General features: G+C 66.3%; 23 protein-coding genes. 10 read left to right on the forward strand and 13 right to left on the reverse strand.

Going from position 1 to position 18,690, the window contains the following annotated elements; genetic code table 11:
* Position 1 precedes the first annotated feature (1 nt).
* Entirely contained in the window at positions 2-1,252 is a 1,251-nt protein-coding gene (argJ, locus tag EL335_RS09740) for a bifunctional glutamate N-acetyltransferase/amino-acid acetyltransferase ArgJ (protein ID WP_126446420.1), read from the forward strand.
* Between the two features lie 9 nt (positions 1,253-1,261).
* Here argJ and EL335_RS09745 read toward each other — a convergent pair whose 3' ends face one another.
* The gene (locus EL335_RS09745) at positions 1,262-1,756 is read right to left on the reverse strand and encodes a hypothetical protein (protein WP_126446422.1); all 495 of its coding nucleotides are present in this window, start codon (positions 1,754-1,756) and stop codon (positions 1,262-1,264) included.
* Between the two features lie 148 nt (positions 1,757-1,904).
* Between EL335_RS09745 and EL335_RS09750 the strand changes: the two genes are divergently transcribed.
* Genes EL335_RS09750 through EL335_RS09760 form a run of 3 tightly spaced genes read left to right on the forward strand, consistent with a single transcriptional unit; the run spans position 1,905 to position 3,619 of the window.
* Positions 1,905-2,183, forward strand: coding sequence for a hypothetical protein (locus tag EL335_RS09750; protein ID WP_126446424.1), 279 nt, complete (start codon positions 1,905-1,907; stop codon positions 2,181-2,183).
* Between the two features lie 57 nt (positions 2,184-2,240).
* Positions 2,241-2,963: a protein-L-isoaspartate(D-aspartate) O-methyltransferase gene (locus tag EL335_RS09755; RefSeq protein WP_284155322.1), complete on the forward strand. Its 723-nt coding sequence runs from the start codon at positions 2,241-2,243 to the stop codon at positions 2,961-2,963.
* Positions 2,960-3,619, forward strand: coding sequence for a methyltransferase family protein (locus EL335_RS09760; protein WP_284155323.1), 660 nt, complete (start codon positions 2,960-2,962; stop codon positions 3,617-3,619). The genes EL335_RS09755 and EL335_RS09760 overlap by 4 nt, the downstream gene beginning before the upstream one ends.
* A gap of 228 nt (positions 3,620-3,847) precedes the next feature.
* Here the strand turns inward: EL335_RS09760 and apaG are convergent, their stop codons facing one another.
* A complete protein-coding gene (apaG, locus tag EL335_RS09765) occupies positions 3,848-4,231 on the reverse strand; it encodes a Co2+/Mg2+ efflux protein ApaG (protein ID WP_126446426.1) in 384 nt (127 codons plus the stop codon).
* A gap of 91 nt (positions 4,232-4,322) precedes the next feature.
* On the opposite strand from apaG, the gene rpe reads away from it, so the two are divergent.
* Genes rpe through EL335_RS09795 form a run of 6 tightly spaced genes read left to right on the forward strand, consistent with a single transcriptional unit; the run spans position 4,323 to position 9,363 of the window.
* Positions 4,323-5,015 carry a ribulose-phosphate 3-epimerase gene (gene rpe / locus EL335_RS09770; protein WP_126446428.1) on the forward strand — a complete coding sequence of 231 codons (693 nt, stop codon included), beginning with the start codon at positions 4,323-4,325 and terminating at the stop codon, positions 5,013-5,015.
* A complete protein-coding gene (locus tag EL335_RS09775; RefSeq protein ID WP_126446430.1) occupies positions 5,015-5,686 on the forward strand; it encodes a phosphoglycolate phosphatase in 672 nt (223 codons plus the stop codon). Before rpe ends, EL335_RS09775 begins: the two co-directional genes overlap by 1 nt.
* Complete coding sequence (gene trpE, locus EL335_RS09780; RefSeq protein ID WP_126446432.1) at positions 5,683-7,170, forward strand: anthranilate synthase component I; 1,488 nt, start codon at positions 5,683-5,685, stop codon at positions 7,168-7,170. Before EL335_RS09775 ends, trpE begins: the two co-directional genes overlap by 4 nt.
* Complete coding sequence (locus tag EL335_RS09785; RefSeq protein WP_126446434.1) at positions 7,143-7,967, forward strand: ABC transporter substrate-binding protein; 825 nt, start codon at positions 7,143-7,145, stop codon at positions 7,965-7,967. The genes trpE and EL335_RS09785 overlap by 28 nt, the downstream gene beginning before the upstream one ends.
* Positions 7,964-8,668: an ABC transporter permease gene (locus EL335_RS09790; protein ID WP_126446445.1), complete on the forward strand. Its 705-nt coding sequence runs from the start codon at positions 7,964-7,966 to the stop codon at positions 8,666-8,668. The genes EL335_RS09785 and EL335_RS09790 overlap by 4 nt, the downstream gene beginning before the upstream one ends.
* Complete coding sequence (locus tag EL335_RS09795; protein WP_126446448.1) at positions 8,665-9,363, forward strand: energy-coupling factor ABC transporter ATP-binding protein; 699 nt, start codon at positions 8,665-8,667, stop codon at positions 9,361-9,363. The genes EL335_RS09790 and EL335_RS09795 overlap by 4 nt, the downstream gene beginning before the upstream one ends.
* 12 nt (positions 9,364-9,375) lie before the next feature.
* Here EL335_RS09795 and EL335_RS09800 read toward each other — a convergent pair whose 3' ends face one another.
* From EL335_RS09800 to EL335_RS09850, 11 genes are all read right to left on the reverse strand, one after another.
* Positions 9,376-10,632, reverse strand: a complete 1,257-nt coding sequence (locus EL335_RS09800) for a GspE/PulE family protein (RefSeq protein ID WP_172600076.1) — start codon at positions 10,630-10,632, stop codon at positions 9,376-9,378.
* Positions 10,633-10,754: 122 nt separating this feature from the next.
* Complete coding sequence (locus EL335_RS09805) at positions 10,755-11,270, reverse strand: type II secretion system protein (protein WP_126446451.1); 516 nt, start codon at positions 11,268-11,270, stop codon at positions 10,755-10,757.
* Positions 11,245-11,652, reverse strand: coding sequence for a type II secretion system protein (locus EL335_RS09810; protein WP_126446453.1), 408 nt, complete (start codon positions 11,650-11,652; stop codon positions 11,245-11,247). Before EL335_RS09810 ends, EL335_RS09805 begins: the two co-directional genes overlap by 26 nt.
* The gene (locus EL335_RS09815; RefSeq protein ID WP_126446455.1) at positions 11,627-12,100 is read right to left on the reverse strand and encodes a type II secretion system protein; all 474 of its coding nucleotides are present in this window, start codon (positions 12,098-12,100) and stop codon (positions 11,627-11,629) included. The genes EL335_RS09810 and EL335_RS09815 overlap by 26 nt, the downstream gene beginning before the upstream one ends.
* Positions 12,097-13,911: a secretin N-terminal domain-containing protein gene (locus tag EL335_RS09820; protein ID WP_126446457.1), complete on the reverse strand. Its 1,815-nt coding sequence runs from the start codon at positions 13,909-13,911 to the stop codon at positions 12,097-12,099. The genes EL335_RS09815 and EL335_RS09820 overlap by 4 nt, the downstream gene beginning before the upstream one ends.
* Positions 13,908-14,378: a hypothetical protein gene (locus EL335_RS14500; RefSeq protein ID WP_284155324.1), complete on the reverse strand. Its 471-nt coding sequence runs from the start codon at positions 14,376-14,378 to the stop codon at positions 13,908-13,910. Before EL335_RS14500 ends, EL335_RS09820 begins: the two co-directional genes overlap by 4 nt.
* On the reverse strand, positions 14,375-14,881 hold the full coding sequence (locus EL335_RS09830; RefSeq protein WP_126446459.1) for a hypothetical protein: 507 nt from the start codon (positions 14,879-14,881) through the stop codon (positions 14,375-14,377). The genes EL335_RS14500 and EL335_RS09830 overlap by 4 nt, the downstream gene beginning before the upstream one ends.
* Positions 14,878-15,366: a hypothetical protein gene (locus EL335_RS09835; protein WP_126446461.1), complete on the reverse strand. Its 489-nt coding sequence runs from the start codon at positions 15,364-15,366 to the stop codon at positions 14,878-14,880. The genes EL335_RS09830 and EL335_RS09835 overlap by 4 nt, the downstream gene beginning before the upstream one ends.
* Entirely contained in the window at positions 15,363-15,971 is a 609-nt protein-coding gene (locus EL335_RS09840) for a hypothetical protein (protein ID WP_126446463.1), read from the reverse strand. Before EL335_RS09840 ends, EL335_RS09835 begins: the two co-directional genes overlap by 4 nt.
* On the reverse strand, positions 15,952-17,514 hold the full coding sequence (locus EL335_RS09845; RefSeq protein ID WP_126446465.1) for a GspE/PulE family protein: 1,563 nt from the start codon (positions 17,512-17,514) through the stop codon (positions 15,952-15,954). Before EL335_RS09845 ends, EL335_RS09840 begins: the two co-directional genes overlap by 20 nt.
* Positions 17,511-18,689, reverse strand: a complete 1,179-nt coding sequence (locus tag EL335_RS09850) for a type II secretion system F family protein (RefSeq protein WP_126446467.1) — start codon at positions 18,687-18,689, stop codon at positions 17,511-17,513. The genes EL335_RS09845 and EL335_RS09850 overlap by 4 nt, the downstream gene beginning before the upstream one ends.
* Between the last annotated feature and the right edge of the window lies 1 nt (position 18,690).

An 18,690-nucleotide genomic window follows, 5' to 3' on the forward strand; every position in this document is an offset into this window, starting at 1 on the left:
CATGCCCGTCGATTACGCCACGCCCACGCCCGACCAACTGTTTCCCGTCGCCGGCGTCAGGCTCGGCACCGCTGAAGCCGGCATCCGCAAGGCAGGCCGCCGCGATCTGACGCTGATCGCCCTCGCCCCCGGCAGCCGGGTGGCCGGGGTATTCACGCAAAACCGCTTTTGCGCCGCTCCGGTGCACATCTGCCGCCAACATCTGAAAAGCGGCGAGATTCGCGCGCTGGTGATCAACACCGGCATCGCCAATGCCGGCACCGGAGCGCCGGGCCTTGCGGCCGCGCTGCAGTCCTGCGCCGCAGTGGCGAAGTTGCTGGACTTGCGTGCAGAACAAGTGCTGCCGTTCTCGACCGGCGTGATCCTCGAACCGCTGCCGGTGGAACGGTTGAAGGCGGGCCTTCCCGCCGCGCTTGCCGCGTTGAAACCGGATGGCTGGTATGAAGCCGCGCATGCGATCATGACCACCGACACCGTGGCCAAAGCCGCCAGCCGCAAAGTCGGCGAGGATCGGACGGCAGCCGTGATCACCGGCATCGCCAAAGGCGCCGGCATGATCCGGCCGAACATGGCGACGATGCTCGGCTTCGTCGCCACCGACGCGGCAATCAGTCAGCCGATGCTCGAGCGCCTGGTCAAGGAGGCCGCCGACGAATCCTTCAACTGCATCACCGTCGATGGCGATACCTCGACGAACGATTCCTTCGTGGTGATCGCCACCGGCCAAGGCAAGGCGAAATTCGACACCATCGACGCCCCCGGCTGGCAGGAATTCAAGCAGGCCGTCATCGACGTCGCGCGCGAGCTCGCGCAGGCGATCGTGCGCGATGGCGAAGGCGCCACGAAATACATCGAAATCGCCGTCGAAGGCGGCCGTACGGTCGCCGAATGCAAGGCAGTCGGCTACGCGATCGCCCATTCGCCGCTGGTGAAGACCGCCTTCTTCGCCTCCGATCCGAACCTCGGCCGCATCCTCGCCGCGATCGGCTATGCCTGGAACAACGATCCGGCCTTGCGCGACCTCGACGACACGAAGGTGAAGGTCTGGCTGGCCAGCTGCGGCGAGGAAGTGCTGGTCGCCGAAAACGGCGGCCGCGCGGCGAGCTATCGTGAGGAAGACGGCGCACGCATCATGAAGGCCGCGGAGATTTCCGTACGCATCGACCTCGGTCGCGGCAGCCAGATGGCCAAGGTTTGGACCTGCGACCTCAGTCATGACTACGTCAAGATCAATGCCGACTATCGCAGCTGAACCGTCGGCTCATTCGTAGCGCAGCACGTTCTCCGCCGGCTCGTCCTCGCCCAGCCGCTCGATCAGCGCCTCGATCTCGGCTTCGAGCGGCTGTTCGTCCTCCGCTTCGAGCAATCCCGCGCCGACGAGCCGCGCCACCAGACCTTCCTGCATCGCCCGGCGCACCTTCCCGAGCGTCGGCACGACATCCTCCTCGCTCTCGTCGAGCACGGTTTCGATGACCGTCGACAGCGCCTCGCTGGCCTTGACGCTGGTGAGCTCGGTGGCCAGCGCATCCTCACCATATTCGTCGATCAGCGCCTCGACTTCGGCGCTGAGCATTTCCTCGTCACCGAAACCGTGAACCCGATCGGCCTCGGCGAAACCGGCCAGCACATGGCGCAACCGATCACGCACCACACCCAGCGTCACCGGCATCGTGCAGTCGGGCTCATTGGCGATTGCCTCGATCACCGCCGAGAGCTCTTTACTCACCCGTTCATCGGGTTCGATGACCGTCTGCATGATGTTCCTCCATCACCGCTTGCAAGCGCAATGTTTCTTTTCTTTGTCTAGACCACATAGCCGGTGCAGTCAATGCGCACGCAACACCGCGATCGGTGTTATCTTTGCTCGACGAAAACCGACTGAACCCATTCACGGGAGGATTTGAATGGCAACCGTTCGAAAAACCATTGAGACCGCCGAAGACACCCGTGTCATCGAACACCCCGACGGGTTCTACTGGCTGGATCCCGACAGCGGCATGGAAATCGGGCCTTTTGCGACACGGGCGGAAGCCGTCGCCGACATGGAATCCGGCGGCGACGAAGACCTCGATGTCAGTGAATCGATTGCTGAAGTCGAGGACGAAATCGGCATCAACGGCTGGATCGATCCCGACACCGGCCTGCCCGCCGAAGAGTTTGCGCCACACATCGAAGATCATTGACTGGGTTGAACCAGCGCTGACAGCGGAATCAGGCCCCAGACACGCAGGATGGGCGACATGAGCCATGCTGCCGAAGGACGCTTGGCGACCGAAGAGGCCGCAGGGAAAGACGATGCACTGCGCGCCGAGCGCGAGGCGATGTTGCGCGACATCGCCGACGAAGTCGCCTGGACACGGCAGGAGATCGGCAAGGAGGCGCTCGATGCGCGGGTGATGGCGGCGCTCGGTCGGGTGCCACGCGAACTGTTCGTGCCGGCGACGGAACGCCGATTCGCGTTCGCCGACGGCCCGTTGCCGATCGGCCACGGCCAGACCATCTCGCAACCGTTCATCGTCGCGCTGATGACCGACCTCCTCGCTTTACAGCCCGACGACAAGATCCTGGAAATCGGCACCGGCTCGGGCTATCAGACCGCCGTGCTGGCGGAACTGGCGCACGCAGTGTATAGCGTCGAGATCATCGCCGCACTCGCCGAGCAGGCGCGGGCGCGGCTCGCCCGTCTCGGTTATGCCAACGTTTTCATCCGTCACGGCGACGGTCACCAGGGCTGGGCAGAACATGCGCCCTTCGATGGCATCATCGTCACCGCAGCGGCGCCGCGGATCCCACCCGCGCTGCTCGATCAGCTCAAACCCGGCGGCAGGCTGGTGATCCCGGTCGGGTCGCCCGGCGAGATCCAGCAGCTCAAGCTGGTGCGCAAAGACCCCGATGGCACACTCAGCGAGCGCAACGTGCTGCGTGTCGTCTTCGTGCCGATGACGAGCCATCCGCGCCAGTGACGATCGCTTTGTCTTTCGCACCTCAATTGCTCTGGCTCGCGCTGGGCTGGCTGGCCTATGGCGTCGTGCATTCGCTGCTCGCCGCGCTCACCGTCAAGACCTGGGTGACGCGGCGCTGGCCTGCTGTTGCGCCGTATTACCGGTTGACTTACAACCTGCTCGCGTTGCTTTTGGTTCTGCCGCTCATCAAAGCGACCTTCGCGCTCGACGGCGAGCCGTTGTGGCGCTGGACAGGAATGTGGATATGGCTTGCCAACGGGCTCGCGCTAGCTGCGCTCGTCGCGCTGTGGTTTTCGAGCGGCGCTTACGACATGAGCGAGTTTCTCGGCATCAAGCCACTCAGGGAAAAGCGCACCGATGCCGCCGAGCACGATGCCTTCCGCATTTCGCCGCTGCACCGTTTCGTGCGCCACCCGTGGTATTGCCTCGGCCTCGTGCTGATCTGGACGCGCGAAATGAATCCGCCGCTCCTCGTCTCGGCGATCATTGTCACGCTCTATCTCGTCATCGGCTCGCGGCTCGAGGAGAAGAAGCTCGAAGCGCACTACGGCGCGGTTTACCGGGAATATCGACGGCGCGTGCCGGGACTGATTCCGCTGCCCTGGAAATGGCTCAAGACCGAGGAAGCGAAGGCATTGATGGAGCGTTCAACCTAAAAACCTCAGTTGGACGCGCCCGATGGTGCGTCCCGGCGGGTGCATGGCGCGACGCGACGACGCAGCAGGCTCATGCCTGCAAGGAGGAGCAACAAAGCCAGGCGCCGCCGGGGCGCGCTAGCGGGTGCGTAGCGGGGTCACCGACTCGGTGAGCGGGAAAAGTGTGGCAAGCTCTGATTCTCAAAGGCATTTTTTGCCTACAGGAGCGGTCAACTGGGGTTTTTAGGTTCAATGCAAGATTCTGGGCATCGCCAGGACGAACTCTGAAATCGGTGCATCGAAGCGCGTGCCATCTTCGGCGACCATCTGATAGCTGCCGCGCATCGTCCCAACCGGGGTCGTCAACGGGCAACTGCTCGTGTATTCGAAGGATTCGCCGGGCCGCAGGAACGGCTGGTTGCCAACGACGCCCAAGCCGCGCACTTCCTCGACATGTCCTTCGGCATCGGTAATGATCCAGTGCCGCGAGATCAGCTGCGCGGCCTGGCTGCCGACGTTGGTGATGTGGATGCGATAGGCGAAGAAATAGCGGTCGGCCTCTGGATCCGACTGCTCGGGCAGATACTGTGTTTCGACCAGGACTTCGATTTCGTATTTTTTGGACTCTGCCATCGACTTATACCTGCCATCAAAAATTGTTAGCCGCCCTGATGGACGGCGCCGCTACAATCGATCGCATTCTAATCCTCCCAGGAGAATCGCCATGCTTAAGCCCACTTATCGCATCGCTCCCTCGATCCTTTCGGCCAACTTCGCCAGACTCGGCGAGGAAGTCGATGACGTGCTCGCCTCCGGCGCCGACATCGTGCATTTCGACGTGATGGACAACCACTACGTGCCGAATCTGACCATCGGCCCGCTGGTCTGCGAGGCGCTCAGAAAGCATGGCGTCACCGCGCCGATCGACGTGCATTTGATGGTCAAACCGGTCGACCGCATCATCCCCGACTTCGCCAAGGCGGGCGCGACCTACATCACCTTCCATCCGGAAGCCTCCGAGCACATCGACCGCACCATCGGACTGATCCGCGATTCCGGCTGCAAGCCGGGCCTGGTGTTCAATCCGGCCACACCGCTCGACGTGCTCGAATGGACGATCGAAAAGCTCGACATGGTGCTGTTGATGTCGGTCAACCCCGGCTTCGGCGGGCAAAAGTTCATCCCTTACGTGCTCGAAAAGGCCCGCCGCGTACGCAAGATGATCGAGGAGCGGGGCTTGGCCACCGAGCTCGAGATCGACGGCGGCGTGGGGCCGGCGAACATCGCCGAAGTCGCCCGCGCCGGCGTCGACACTTTCGTCGCCGGCTCGGCCGTGTTCGGCAGGCGTAACCCCAACGACCCACACCGTTACGACTCGATCATCGGCGAGATGCGCGCCGAGCTAGCAAAGGTCTGATGCCCGCGATCAAGGCCGTCCTGATCGATCTGGACGGTACGCTGCTCGACACCGTGCTGGATCTGCATGCCGCCGCCTGCGGCATGCTCGCCGATCTCGGCCGCCCGCCAGTGGCCATCGAGGACATTCGCGCCTATGTCGGCCGCGGCATTGCGAACCTCGTCAAGCGCGTGCTCGCCGGCAATCTCGAAGCGGCGGACGATCCGACACCGCCCCCCCCCGAGGCGCTGGCGAGTTTCAAGAAGCATTACGCCCATTTCAACGGCCGCGCCGCCAAACCCTTTCCCGGCGCGATCGAGGGGCTTGCCGCGCTCAAGGCCATGGGACTGCCGTTGGGCGTCATCACCAACAAGGCGAAGGATTTCACCTTGCCGCTGCTCGAACGCACGCATCTGGCGCCATATTTCTCCGTCACCGTGGCCGGCGACATGCTGCCCAAGCCCAAACCCGACCCGATGCCGCTCGTCTGGGCCTGCGGGCGTCTCGATGTTTCACCGGCCGATACGCTGATGATCGGCGATTCAGTGCATGATTTCCATGCCGCCCGAGCGGCAGCGTGCAAGATCTTTTTGGTGCCCTACGGCTACAACGAAGGACAGGATGTGCGCGGGCTTTCGGCCGATGCTATAGTCGAAAGCCTCATCGCTGCCGCACAACGCCTGTCCTCATGAATGAAGCCGATTTCGACCGTCTGGCCCGCGCGGGCTACAACCGCATCCCGGTCACCCTCGAGACCTTCGCCGATCTCGACACCCCGCTGTCGATCTATCTGAAGCTCGCCGACGGCCCGCACTCGTTTCTGCTCGAATCGGTGCAAGGCGGTGAGCGTTTCGGCCGCTATTCGTTCATCGGGCTGACCACGCCGACGCGCATCGCCGTGACCGGTTCGACGATTTTGCTGCTCACCGGCAACCGGGTGGCCGAGCGGCGCGAGCATACCAACCCGATGTCCTACATTTCCGAGTTCATGGCGCGCTTCAAGGTGCCGGAGATGCCCAATCTGCCGCGCTTCACCGGCGGGCTGGTCGGCTATTTCGGCTACGACACGGTGCGTTACATCGAGCCGAAACTCGCCGATGTGCAAAAGGCCGATCCACTCGGCGTGCCCGACATCTTGCTCCTGTTATGCGAGGAGATCGCGATCGTCGACAACCTCTCGGGAAAACTCACCCTGGTCGTCTATGCCGAACCCGGCTTTCCCGGTGCCTGGAAACAGGCGCAAGCCAGGCTCAAGGAGCTCATCGGCCGGCTGCGCGCGCCGGTGAAACTGCCGGCGGATTGCCATGCCGTGCCGCAAGCGCCGAGTTTCGAATTCTCCGAACAAGCCTTCCAGGATGCGGTGCGGCGGGCAAAGCAATACATCATCGACGGCGACATCATGCAGGTGGTGCTCTCGCAGCGCATGAGCCGCCCTTTTGCAGCGAGTCCCCTGGCGCTCTATCGAGCCTTGAGAACGCTCAACCCATCGCCGTACATGTTCTTCTTCGATTTCGGCGACTTCCAGGTGGTCGGGGCCTCGCCGGAAATCCTCGTGCGTCTCGAAACCGAGGATGGCAGGCGCAAGGTCACCGTGCGGCCGATCGCCGGCACCCGCAAGCGCGGCGCCAGCGCGGCGGAAGATGCCGCGCTCGCCGCCGAGCTGCTGGCCGATCCGAAGGAACGTGCCGAGCATTTGCAACTGCTCGATCTGGGCCGGAACGATATCGGCCGGATCGCGAAGATCGGCTCGGTGAAGGTCACCGACAGCTACATCATCGAGCGCTACTCGCACGTGATGCACATCGTTTCCAACGTCGAAGGCGAGCTCAAAGACGACGAGGGGCCGGTCTCGGTCTTGAAGGCCACCTTCCCGGCCGGCACCGTCTCCGGCGCGCCGAAGGTGCGCGCGATGGAGATCATCGACGAGCTGGAACCGACGAAGCGCGGCATCTATGCCGGTGCGGTCGGCTATCTGGGCTTTACCGGCGACATGGATCTGGCCATCGCCATTCGCACCGCGATCGTCAAGGACGGCCGCATCTTCGTGCAGGCCGGCGCGGGCATCGTCGCCGACTCCGATCCGCAAGCCGAATGGCAGGAGACGCTCAACAAGGCAAGAGCGCAGCTACGCGCCGCCGACATGGCCGAATGCGGACTGGATACCCGTCTCGACTGATCCTGGCCTGTCTTGCGCTGCTGGGCTGGGCTGGCCTGGCCTGGGGTGAGGTAGCGTTCATCACCGTCGCTTCGACCACCTCGACCGAACAGTCGGGCCTGTTCGGCCATCTGCTGCCAGCCTTCGAAAAGGCCAGCGGCATCCATGTGCGCGTCGTCGCCCTCGGCACCGGCCAGGCGCTCGATCTGGCGCGACGCGGCGATGCCGATGTGGTGTTCGTGCACGACCGGGCCGCCGAAGAGAAGTTCATCGCCGAAGGTCATGGTGTGAAGCGGCTGGAAGTGATGTACAACGACTTCATCCTCGTCGGCCCGCAGCGCGATCCGGCCGGTGCCGCCGGCCGGGACATCCTCGCCGCCTTGCGCCGCATTGCCAAGGCCCGGGCGCCATTCGTCTCACGCGGCGACAGAAGCGGCACCCACGCAGCCGAATTGCGCTACTGGCAGCTGGCGGGCGTCGATCTCGAGCGGGTCAAAGGGCCGTGGTACCGCGATACCGGCGCCAGCATGGGCGCGGCACTCAACATCGCCAGCGCGCTCGATGCCTATCTGCTCGCCGATCGCGGCAGCTGGCTCAATTTCAAAAACCGCGGCGAGCTGGCGATCCTCGTCGCACAGGATAGACGCCTTTGCAACCAATACGGCGTCATTCTCGTCGACCCTGCCCGGCATCCGCACGTCAAGTGGCGCGAGGGGCAGCTGTTCATCGATTGGCTCGTCTCGCCAGCAGGCCAGCAGGCGATCGCCGACTACCGGATCGGCGGTGAGCAGGTGTTCTTTCCGAACGCCAAGCCATGAGCACGATTGCGGACAGTTTCGCGCTCGCCGGCGCGCTGATCCTCGACGGCGATGCCCGCCTTGCCGCGATCGTCGCCTTGAGCCTCGAGGTCAGTCTGAGTGCCACGCTGCTCGCCTGTCTGATCGGCATGCCGTTCGGTGCGCTGTTGGCGGTCGGGCGTTTCCCGGGGCGGCGTAGCCTGATCGTGCTGATCAACGGCCTGATGGGCCTGCCACCCGTGGTCGTCGGCCTGCTCGTCTATCTGCTGCTCTCGCGCGCCGGACCACTGGGCAGCCTCGGGCTGTTATTCACGCCGCCGGCGATGATCGTCGCGCAGACCCTGCTGATCACGCCGATCGTCGCCGCGCTGACGCGCCAGGTGATCGAGGACGAATGGCGCGAATATCGCGAACAGCTGCGCAGCCTCGGCGCCCCCCGGCTGCGGGCCAGTCTCACGCTGCTGTGGAATGCGCGCTTCTCGCTCACCACCGCTGCCTTGGCCGGCTTCGGCCGCGCCATCGCCGAGGTCGGCGCGGTGATGATCGTCGGCGGCAACATCGAAGGGGTGACGCGCGTGATGACCACCACGATCGCACTGGAAACCAGCAAGGGCGACCTGCCGCTCGCGCTGGCGCTCGGCTTCATCCTCGTCGCCCTGGCGCTGGCGCTGAATACCGTCGCCTACGGCTTCCGGCAATGGGCGCAACGGCGCTGGGGATGAACGACCAGACTCGCCCTTGGCTCGTCCTCGACGGCCTCACGCTGATCGAGCGCGGCATCACGCGGGTTGCCGGCATCGATGCAAAACTCGGCGCTGGCCGCACGGCAATCCTTGGCCCCAACGGCGCCGGCAAGAGCACCCTGCTGCGGCTGATGCACGGACTGTTGCGTCCTAGCGCCGGTCGCGTGATCTGGCCGCAACCGCGGACCCAAGGCATGGTGTTCCAGCGCCCGGTGATGCTGCGCTGCCGCGTGTCGGCGAACGTCGGCTACGGACTGAAGCTGCGCGGTGTCCCGGCGGACGAGCGCCGGCGCCGCACGCAAGAAGTACTCGAACGCGTCGGTCTCGCGCATCTCGCCCAGCGTCAGGCACGGCGCCTATCGGGTGGCGAGCAGCAGCGCATCGCGCTGGCGCGCGCCTGGGCGCTGGCGCCCGAAGTGTTGTTTCTCGACGAACCCACCGCCAGCCTCGACCCGGCAAGCAGCCGCGAAGTCGAGCGCATCATCGCCGAAATCGCCGCCAGCGGCACGAAGATCGTGCTGACCACGCACAATCTCGGCCAGGCCAGGCGGCTTGCCGACGAGGTGATCTATCTGGAAAACGGCCGGCTCGTCGAGCAGACGCCGGCAGCGGAATTCTTCCACCAGCCGCGCACCGCCGCAGCGCAAGCGTTCATCGCCGCGGAAATCGGCTGATTCCCCGCTCCGTCATACTTGGCGCGTGACGCGTGCCACTTCGTCCAGCGTGGTGAGCCCGGCGCGTGCCAGCTGCAAAGCGGCCTCGCGTAGACTGTGCATGCCCTGCCGGCGTGCCTCGGCTTTGATCGTGGCCAGTGGCGCACGCTCGATGATCAGCGTGCGCAAGCCTTCGTCGAGCACGAGAATCTCGGCGATCGCCCGCCGGCCGAGATAGCCGGTCGTGCGGCAAGCGCCACAGCCGCGGCCGCGACGGAAGGCGCCGATCGCCGCTTCGGTCGGCAACGCGAGCGCCGCGAGCTCGGCGGCCGAGGGCACGACCGGTTCGGCGCAATGCGGACAGACCGTGCGCAGCAGCCGCTGGGCGACGATGCCATTGAGTGCCTCGCCCAGCGCCGTCGCATCGACACCGAAATGCAAGAAACGGTTCAGCGCATCGAGGACATGGTTGCCACCCACCGCCGCGAGCACACGCCGACCGTCCTGAGCCGCGGTCAGCGCCAGTTCGGCACTCGCGGCATCGATGAGCGGATCGATCGCGATCCGGTCGGGATCGTGGCGCAGCGCGGCACGCAGCGCAGCGCTCATCCCGCCTTGCCGGCCGCCGACAACCGCAGTCTGCAGAATGCCCGGCATCGCAGGACCAGCCGATGCTTCGATGCAGATGGTTTTTTCGCGGCCGCCGTCGCATTCGGCGAGCATCGCGTAGAGCGTAGTCGTGCGACCGCTGCCCGACGGGCCGGCGACGAGCACCAGCCCGTAAGGCTGCGCAGCGAGCGCATGCAGGTGGGCGCGTTCGGTGCTGGCGAAACCGAGCCGTTCGATCTCCAGCGCCTCGCCGGCAGGCACCAGCCGGGGCTTGTCGCGAATGCTCAGGATCGCGTCCTCACCGTGCCGGCCGGACAGGATGGACAACCGCACTGGCACGCGCAGACCGTTCAGCCGTATCTCGCCATGCCCCTCGCGCACTGCACCATTGACGATGCCGAGCAACGTCTTCAGCCGCGCGATCGCCTGCGCCGCGATTTCGCGTCCAGCCAGTTCGCAGACGGTTTCGAGCACGCCATCGATGCGCTGGCGCACGACCAGGCCGAGCCCTGTCGCTTCGAAATGGACATCGCTCGCGCCCTGCCGTCGTGCCGCCTCGAGATTGTCCTGCACGAGCCGCATCAACGCATCCGTGTCCAGACCATCCGGCACACGCGCCGGCATTTGCAAGACCGCGGCCCGCGGCGGGGTTGCAAGGGAAGTGGGTAGTCGGGCTGTCATCGAACTCTCCTGTCGTTGGCGCCACACGCAAGCAAAAACCGAAGCTGCTGCGATCTTGCGCGTTCGAACGGCCAGCCGCCACTGTCGCCAAACCACGACAAGACGAAGCGCCGATGCGGCTTTCAGTGCCGTGCCACTGTCACACTGGCCGCTGCGCCGATGGGAACAGGCTGCAACGCGAAGACCCATTCGTCATGACGGTGGGCCTGCGCGAACGCCTCCAGCCCGACGGGAAACCCGCTGCGCCGCAGGGTTGGCGTCGTGTCGAGGCTATGGATGCCGAGGACGCGCCCGTCCGGGGCGCGCACCACTCCCCAGGTCTTGTTGCCGGTGAGCGGATCGGGATAGATGCGCCGCAAATGGCGTTTGGTGCCGGGATGACGTGGATCGCGCAACAGCTCGGCGAGCTCCTGCGGCGCATCGGGCTGGCCCAGCGGCGTGGCCTCGGCATAACTTTTCAGCGCCGCGCGGAATTCCTGACCGATCGCCAGCAGCTCCGCTTCCTGCGCGCGCCGCTGCAGTTGCGTGCCAACCTCCAGCACCGTCATCCCCGTCAGCGCGATCAGCGCGACGGCGATCAGCAGCCCGACATAGGTAAAGCCGGCTTGCCCGTTACCACTGCGCATAGGGTTTGCCATTCCGGCCGATCCCGCTGGCGCGGCTTTTCAGGTCGATGACGCCGGTGTCGCCGTTCTCGCTCTGAACGATGACCAGCCGCCAGGTGGTAGCGCTGTCCAGCAGCGGATCGACCGGCAAGTCGCGCAGATAGCGGCGGGCGACCAGCTCGTCGAGCGAGGCCGGATAACGGCCGCGGTCGGCATGGAAGCGGTCGATCGCCGCGCGCGTGATGCGCAGGTTTTCCGCGAGCACGGCCTCTTTCGCGGCATCGACGCTGCGCACGTATTTCGGCGAGGCCAACGACAGCAGCAGGGCAAGGATCGCCAGCACGACGAGCAGCTCGATCAGCGTGAAGCCGCGCCCATACATCTTGGCTTCACCATTCGCGGTAAGGGACGCCATTGAGTCCGATCGCCGGGGAGCGGGAAAAGACGTCATAGACGTCATTTCCTTCCTTCGGCATATCTGGCTCGCTGGCGTAACTGCGCTTGCCCCAGGTCGCCGCGGCCTCGGCCGTTGGATCGGGGTACAGTGGGTCGCGCGGCAGACGGCGCAGGAAATAAATTTTGCGTCGGCGCGCATCCTTGGCATCCTCGATGCCGGCGACCAGGACCTGCAGATTGGGCGGATAACCGCTCGCGCCGGCGGGCAGGACGATGCGCCCCTCGTCGGCGGCCCGCTTGTAAGCGTCGAGGGCATCGCGAATCTCGCGCAGCGCGCGGCGCAATTCCTGTTCTTTCTGACGCTGCACCGACACCTCGGCGAGCGGCAGCGCGATGCCGGCGAGCACACCGAGGATCGCCAGCACGGCGACCAGCTCGATCAGCGTGAAGCCGGAAAGCCGTCTCATTTGGCCTGCTCCTCGGCCGCTGCAGGCTGCGCCTGGGCCGGTACGACCTCGGTGTAGGTGGAAAGGTCGGCCGCCGGTGCGCGCAGACTGCCCTCCGGCCCGGAATCGAATTCGCTGCGCGCCAGCGCCGGGCGTGTCATGCCGCGCACCAGCCGCGGCGTGATCGAAAGGATCAGCTCGGTCTTTTGACCATCCTCGGTGCGACCACTGAACAAGTGACCGAGGATGGGAATCTCGCCCAGGCCCGGCACCTTGTTCGCGCTGCTGCGTTCCGAATCGCTGATCAGGCCGGCGAGCACCTGGTTCTCGCCATCGCGCAGGCGCAGCACCGTCGAGGCATTGCGCGTGCCGATCTGGTAGGCGAGCGTGCCGGTCTTGGTCTTCACCTGATCGACGATGTTGCTCACCTCCAGATTGATGCGAATGGCAATTTCGTTGTCGAGGTAGATGGTCGGCTGCACCTCGAGCTTGAGACCGACCTCGACATACTGCACCGACTCGGCGACGAAGCCGGTCGCGGTCGCCGTGGTGGTGATGTTCGGCACGCGATCGCCGATCATGATCTTGGCCGTCTCGCGGTTGCGCGTGCGGATGCGAGGATTGGCGAGTAGGTTGATGTCGGCATCGCCCTGGCCGGCCGAGATGCTCAGCGGCGTGATCGTCGCGCCGAGCGTGCGCGAGGTGGCGTTTTTGATGTCGGCAAGCGTCAGCAGGCCGTTGGCCGCGCTGGCCAGCGGCGTCAGCGTCAACAAGTCCGGCCAGCGGATGCCCAAATCGAGCAGGCGGCTGCGTTTCACTTCGAGGATCTCGACGTCGAGCATCACTTCCGGCTCGGGCAGGTCATGCACCGCGAGCAGCTTGCCGGCGAGACGGATCATCTCGGGGGTGTCGCGCATCACCAGCAGGTTCTGCTTCTCGTCGGCGACGACGTCCTTCGCCTTCAGGATGGTGCGCAACGTTGCCAGCGCGGTCTTCGACTCGGTATTGGCGAGGTAAAAGGTCTTGATCGTCAAGACCTGATGGTCGCGCGCCTTGGCCGGCGTGTTCGGATAGACGAGCAAGGTGCCGTCGTCGAGCATGCGCCGCTCGAGCTGGTGCGCCAGCAGCACGGCATCGAGGATCTCTTTCACCGTCGCGTGACGCAGGTAGATCGTCGTCGGTGCGTCGACCCGGACATCCTTGTCGAACACGAAGTTGATGCCGGAGGTCCGGGCGAGCACCTCGAACACTTGCTTTAACGAAGCGTCCTTGAATTCGATCGATACCGGCCGGGCCAGTGCTGCGCCGAGCTTGGCATCCTGCGCGGGCGGCTTGCTCGCCAGCGTCGCCTCGATGGTCTCGCGCAGCTTGAGCGCCGCCTCGTCACGCGGTGCTTCGACGAGGATCTCCTGCAGCCGGGTGAGGGCGGCTTCGGCGTCGCCACGCGCCCAGGCGGCCTCGGCCTCGGCTTGCCATTGGGCGCGGCGTCGTTCCTGCCGGGCCGTCGCAACGAGTTTGCGGGCGCGTTCGTTGCCCGGATCGAGCGCCAGCACGCGCGCCAGCTGCGCATCGGCCTCGGCGCGCCGCCCGGCCTCGATCGCCACTTCGGCCTCATGCAGCCAGCGCGCGGCCAGACGCTCGCGCGTCGTCGCCACGGCCATACGCGCCTCGGCACGGTCCGGCGCTTCACGCAAGGCGGCTTCGAAATGCGGCAGGGCTTCTTCGAGCCGGCCCTGCTCGGCGAGGCGGCGGCCTTCCTGCAGGGGTGCCGAGGTCGTCGCGCAGCCGGTGAGCAGGGCGAGGGTGACGCAAAGGGCGGAAAGATGCTTCATTCCTGGGCTTCTCCGATGTCGAGGGTGAGCCGCTCGTGGCGGTCGAGCGATTGCAAGGTCAGTGCCGGGGGCTGGATCGCGACCACCCGATAGCGCGCGTCGAAGGTATCGCCGACGCGCACCACGAGGGTTTCCGCGCCGCGCGCGAGGAATACCGCCCAGCCGTCGCGCTCGTCATGTTGCTTGCCGATCACGCGCCACGGCAGGCTCGGTGCAAGATTCGGCGCTGGTGCGACGGCACCCGGCAGGTCTTCCGTCGCCGCCGCCGGCACAGGCGCGATGGCGGCCGTGGCAAAGGGGTCGCCGCTCGCCGCGGGCAGGGCCTTGCGCGCTGCCAATGCCCGCAGGTAGGGCAGGCGCTCGGCCTGCGCGGATGACGGAGTTGGCGTGGAAGCTTCACCATAGGCCGCGACGAGCGCCACCGCGATCAGCGTCAGGGCGAGCCAGGGCAGACGCGACGAGCTCATGGGCGACCGTTCTCGGTGGCTTGCAGGAGGAACACGAGACGCAGCCGGGCATCGACGCCACGGGCGGTCACATCCCGTTGCAGCACGAGTTCCGCGACGCCCAGCGCCGGCTCGGCGAACAGCGCGGCGCCAAGGAACTTCTGCAAATCGACATAATCGCCGCGCAGCGGCAAGGCCAGCGTCGCGCGCTCGAAGCCGCCGGCGTCGTCGCGCTCGACACCGAACTCGATGCGGCCGGGCTTGAGGCCATGCTGCAGAGCCAGATCGATGACTGCGTTTTGCCGCGCTTCGAGCTCGCTGCGCGGGATCAGCAGGGCACGGAAGGCGAGGTAATGCGCCTGGCTGCGTTGGCTGCCGTCGTCGCTGGCCGCGACGATCGCCGGCCCCGGCGCCGTGAGACCGGTCAAGGCCAAGGTCGGCAGCGCCAGCAAGGCCGTAATAGAGAAAAGCCCCGGCCAGCGGTAGCGGCGCCAGACGAGCTGACAGGCAAGACGGAACTTCACCGCGCCTCCCGGATATGCAGCTCGAGGGAAAAACGCACCGGCCAGTCGGGGTCTTCGCTGCGCTCGACGCCGAGCAGGGTGGCCTCGGCGATCGGCGTCGCGCTACGCAAGTGCCCGGGCAAGGCCTGAACGACCGCCTGGCTACGAGCCTCGCCGCTCAAGCGGACGCTGGCATGCGCGATATCCGCCTCGGCGCGTTCCAGCACGGCTGCGTGCGGCGTCCCGAAATGATCCGCCAACACGGCGAGCACTTCCGGCCAAGGCAGGTTGAGTTCGCGGATCGCCCGGTCGGCCGCCTGCACGGCCTCGCTGGCCGGCAGGCTGGGCGGCTGGGCTTGCGCCATGTGGCTGGCCTCGACCGGGCTGGTCAGCCCCCAAACCGAGGCGCCGATGATCACCACCAGCATGCCGAAGGCACCGGCGATCCAGCGCATCCGCGTGGATACCGGCGGCGGCGGAGCGAAGTCGATGGCCAAAGGCTTCATGCCGTCACCTGCGCGAGTGGGCCAACGATCACCGGCGGCGGGCAAATTTCGGCCAGGCCCGCCTGCCGGCAATCGCGGCGCAACAACGTGGCGAAGTCGGCCCGGCTGCGATCGAGCGGCGGATGGACGCGCACGTTGCGCCAGCAGCCATCGACGATCAGGCCGATCGTCGTGCTCTCTTCTCCCGCCAGGCAAAACGCCACCGTGCGCTCGAGGCGGCGGCAATGCCGGTTGTAGGCGCGCACGAATTGCGGCTGGATGCGGCGCGGCCGCCAACCTCGCTCGGCCGCCCGACGCGGCAGATCGACGGCCACTGCCGCCGGCAATGCGCAGGCGAGCCAGGCGCGCGCGGTCGGGTCGGGATCGTAACGCAGCACCCAGCGGGCGGGATCCTCGCCAAAGAGCGCGGCAAAACGTTCCGCGGCATAAAGGTCGAGTTCGGCCACGCTGGCGAGCCCCGCGGGGCAATCGAGGATCCAGTAACGGGCCAGCGCATCCGAGACGCTGATCTCGATGGCCGCCCCGGGCCGCGGCGGGTCGCTGAGCGGCAGCGCGCCGCGCCGCGGCACGTGCCATTCGACGGGTTCAGGTCTGAAGCGTGACACGCGCCACCTCTTCGAGGGTCGTCTGCCCGGCACGGGCCAGCTGCAAGGCGGCATCGCGCAGGCTACGCATGCCCTGTCGGCGCGCCTCGGCCTTGATCTCGGCCAGCGGCGCCCGTTGGGCTATCAGGGCTCGCAGACGATCGTCGAGCGCCAGGATCTCGGCGACCGCCCGACGGCCCCGATAGCCGGTACCGCGACACTCGCCGCATCCCCTGCCCCGGCGCAAGCCATCCCAGGCGGCTTGTGCAGGCAGGCGCAATGCGGCGAGCGCGCGTGAGGAAGGTGTCGCGGCTTCGGCGCAGTGCGGGCAGACAGTGCGCAGCAGGCGCTGCGCCCAGACACCGTTGAGCGCCGAAGTCAGGGCATAGGGATCGATGCCCAGATGGGCGAAGCGGTTGAAGACGTCGAAGACATCGTTGGCATGCACCGTCGAGAGCACCAGGTGCCCGGTCAGCGCCGATTGCACGGCGATCTCGGCGGTCTCGGCGTCGCGAATCTCGCCGATCATGATCTTGTCCGGATCGTGGCGCAGGATCGAGCGCAGGCCGCGGGCGAAGGTGAGCCCTTTCTTTTCATTGACGGGAATCTGCAGCACGCCGGGAAGCTCGTATTCGACCGGGTCCTCGATCGTGATCACCTTGTCGCGACCGTCGTGGATCTCCGCCAGCACGCCGTAGAGCGTCGTCGTCTTGCCGCTGCCGGTGGGTCCCGTGACCAGCAGCATCCCGTAAGGCAGCACCGCCAGAGCACGCATTTGGGCCAGCTCGTCGGCAGCGAAGCCGAGCCGTTCGAGGCTCAGCGTTTCGCCGTCGGCCACCAGCCGGCGTTTGTCGAGGATACGCAACACGGCATCCTCGCCGTGGATGCTCGGCATGATCGACAGCCGCAGATCGACGCGTCGGCCGGCGAAGCGCACCGTGAAACGGCCGTCTTGCGGGATGCGCCGCTCGGCGATGTCCAGCTCGGCGAGCACTTTGAGACGCGAGATCGCCTGCTCGGCGGTATCGCGGCCGGCCGCCTCGGCGATCCGTTCGAGCACGCCGTCGATGCGGTAACGCACCACCAGGCCGTGCGGCGTCGCCTCGATATGGACGTCGCTGGCACCGAGCCGCAGCGCATCGTGCAACGTCGCATTGATGAGCCGCACGATGGGGCTCGCCTCATCAGCGGCATGGGCCGCGTCAACCTCTGCCTCGCGGGGTGCCGTCTTGCCAGCGCCGAGTTTCTCCTGGGCGAGGTCTGCCAATGAACTCGTCGCTTCCGCCTGTCTGTCGAGCCAGGCGGTGAGGTCTTCCGGTCGGGCGAGATACCACTCGAGCGGGCGGCCGGCGCGCGCCTCGAGCCAACGCTGTCGGTCGGCATCGAGCGGATCGTCGGAAACGCCGACGACCCGCCGGCCGTCGCGCAACAGCGCACAGCGTCGCGCCCGGGCCTCACTGAGAGGCACGCGGCCGAACAACGGCTGCAGCCGGTGCAGTTGATAAAGCGAGAGGATCGGGAAATCGATCTCTTCGCGGAGCTGGGCCTCGAGCGGCGCGTTCATTGCAGGCTTTCGGCGAGATCGAATATCGGCAGGTAGAGTAGCACGACGATGGTACCGACGATGAGACCGATCGCCGCCATCAGCAGCGGCTCGAACGCGCGCGCGAAGACATCGATGCGGCGGGCGATCTCGCCGTCGTGGAAGCGCGCCGCGCGGCCGAGCATTTCGCCCAACCGGCCACTGCGCTCGCCGACGCGCAACAGGCGCAATGCGACCGGTGTCGCGAGTCCGGTGGCTGCAAAGGCTTGCGAGACGCTCTCGCCGCGTTCGATCGCGGCGGTGGCGGCGCGATGGCGCAACAATGTTTCCGGCGTCAGCAGCCCCTCGCTGAGCCGCAGCGCCTGAAGGATCGGCAAGCCAGCTTCGAGCAGCGTGCCGAGCGCGAGATAGAGCCGAGAGAGCTCGACCATGACGAGCGTCGCGCCGATGCCGGGCAGACGGCGCGCGAAGCGTTGCGCGGCACCGCTCAGCCACCAAGCTCTGGCGCCGACGATCGATACGGCCAGGAGAAACATTGCGGCGAGCGCCAGCTCCCGCCCATGCGCGGCAGCGAAATTGCCCCAGGCCATCAGCTGCTGCGATAGCCAAGGCAGCTCGCGGCCGGTGCCTTGGTAAATGCCGGCAAAGCGCGGCACGACGTGGCCGAGCAGGAAGGCCGCGACCGCGCCGCCGACCACCATCAGGATCGCCGGGTAGATCATCGCGCTGACCACGCGACTCCGCACGGCGTCGAGCTGGCCATGGTATTCGAGATATCGCGCCAGCGAGACCGGCAAGCTCGACGTGCGTTCCGCTGCCCGCATCAGGCCGATGTAGAGCGCCGGGAAATGCTCCGGCTGACGTTCCAGGGCCGTGGAAAAACGTTGCCCTTCCCGCAGATCGCGCAGCAGCCGTTCGAACACGGCGCGTGTTTCGCTGCGTGCTTCCTTGTCGCACAAGGCCTCGATGGCTTCCGTCAGTGTCAGGCCGGCTTCGAGCAGCGCGAGCAGCTCCTGGCTGAACAAGGCCAGCGGAAAGACGCTGCGCCGCCTCGCGAGCAAGCCTTGCACCGGCACGACCGACAAGGGGCGCAGCGCCTGCGCCAACACCTGCGCGCGTGCCGCCGCCGCATCGGCGGCCTCCACGTCGAGGCTGACGATACGTCGATCGGCGAGGGCACGCACCGCGAAGCGCATC

The organism is Sulfuricystis multivorans (assembly GCF_003966565.1).
GTDB lineage: Bacteria > Pseudomonadota > Gammaproteobacteria > Burkholderiales > Rhodocyclaceae > Sulfuricystis > Sulfuricystis multivorans.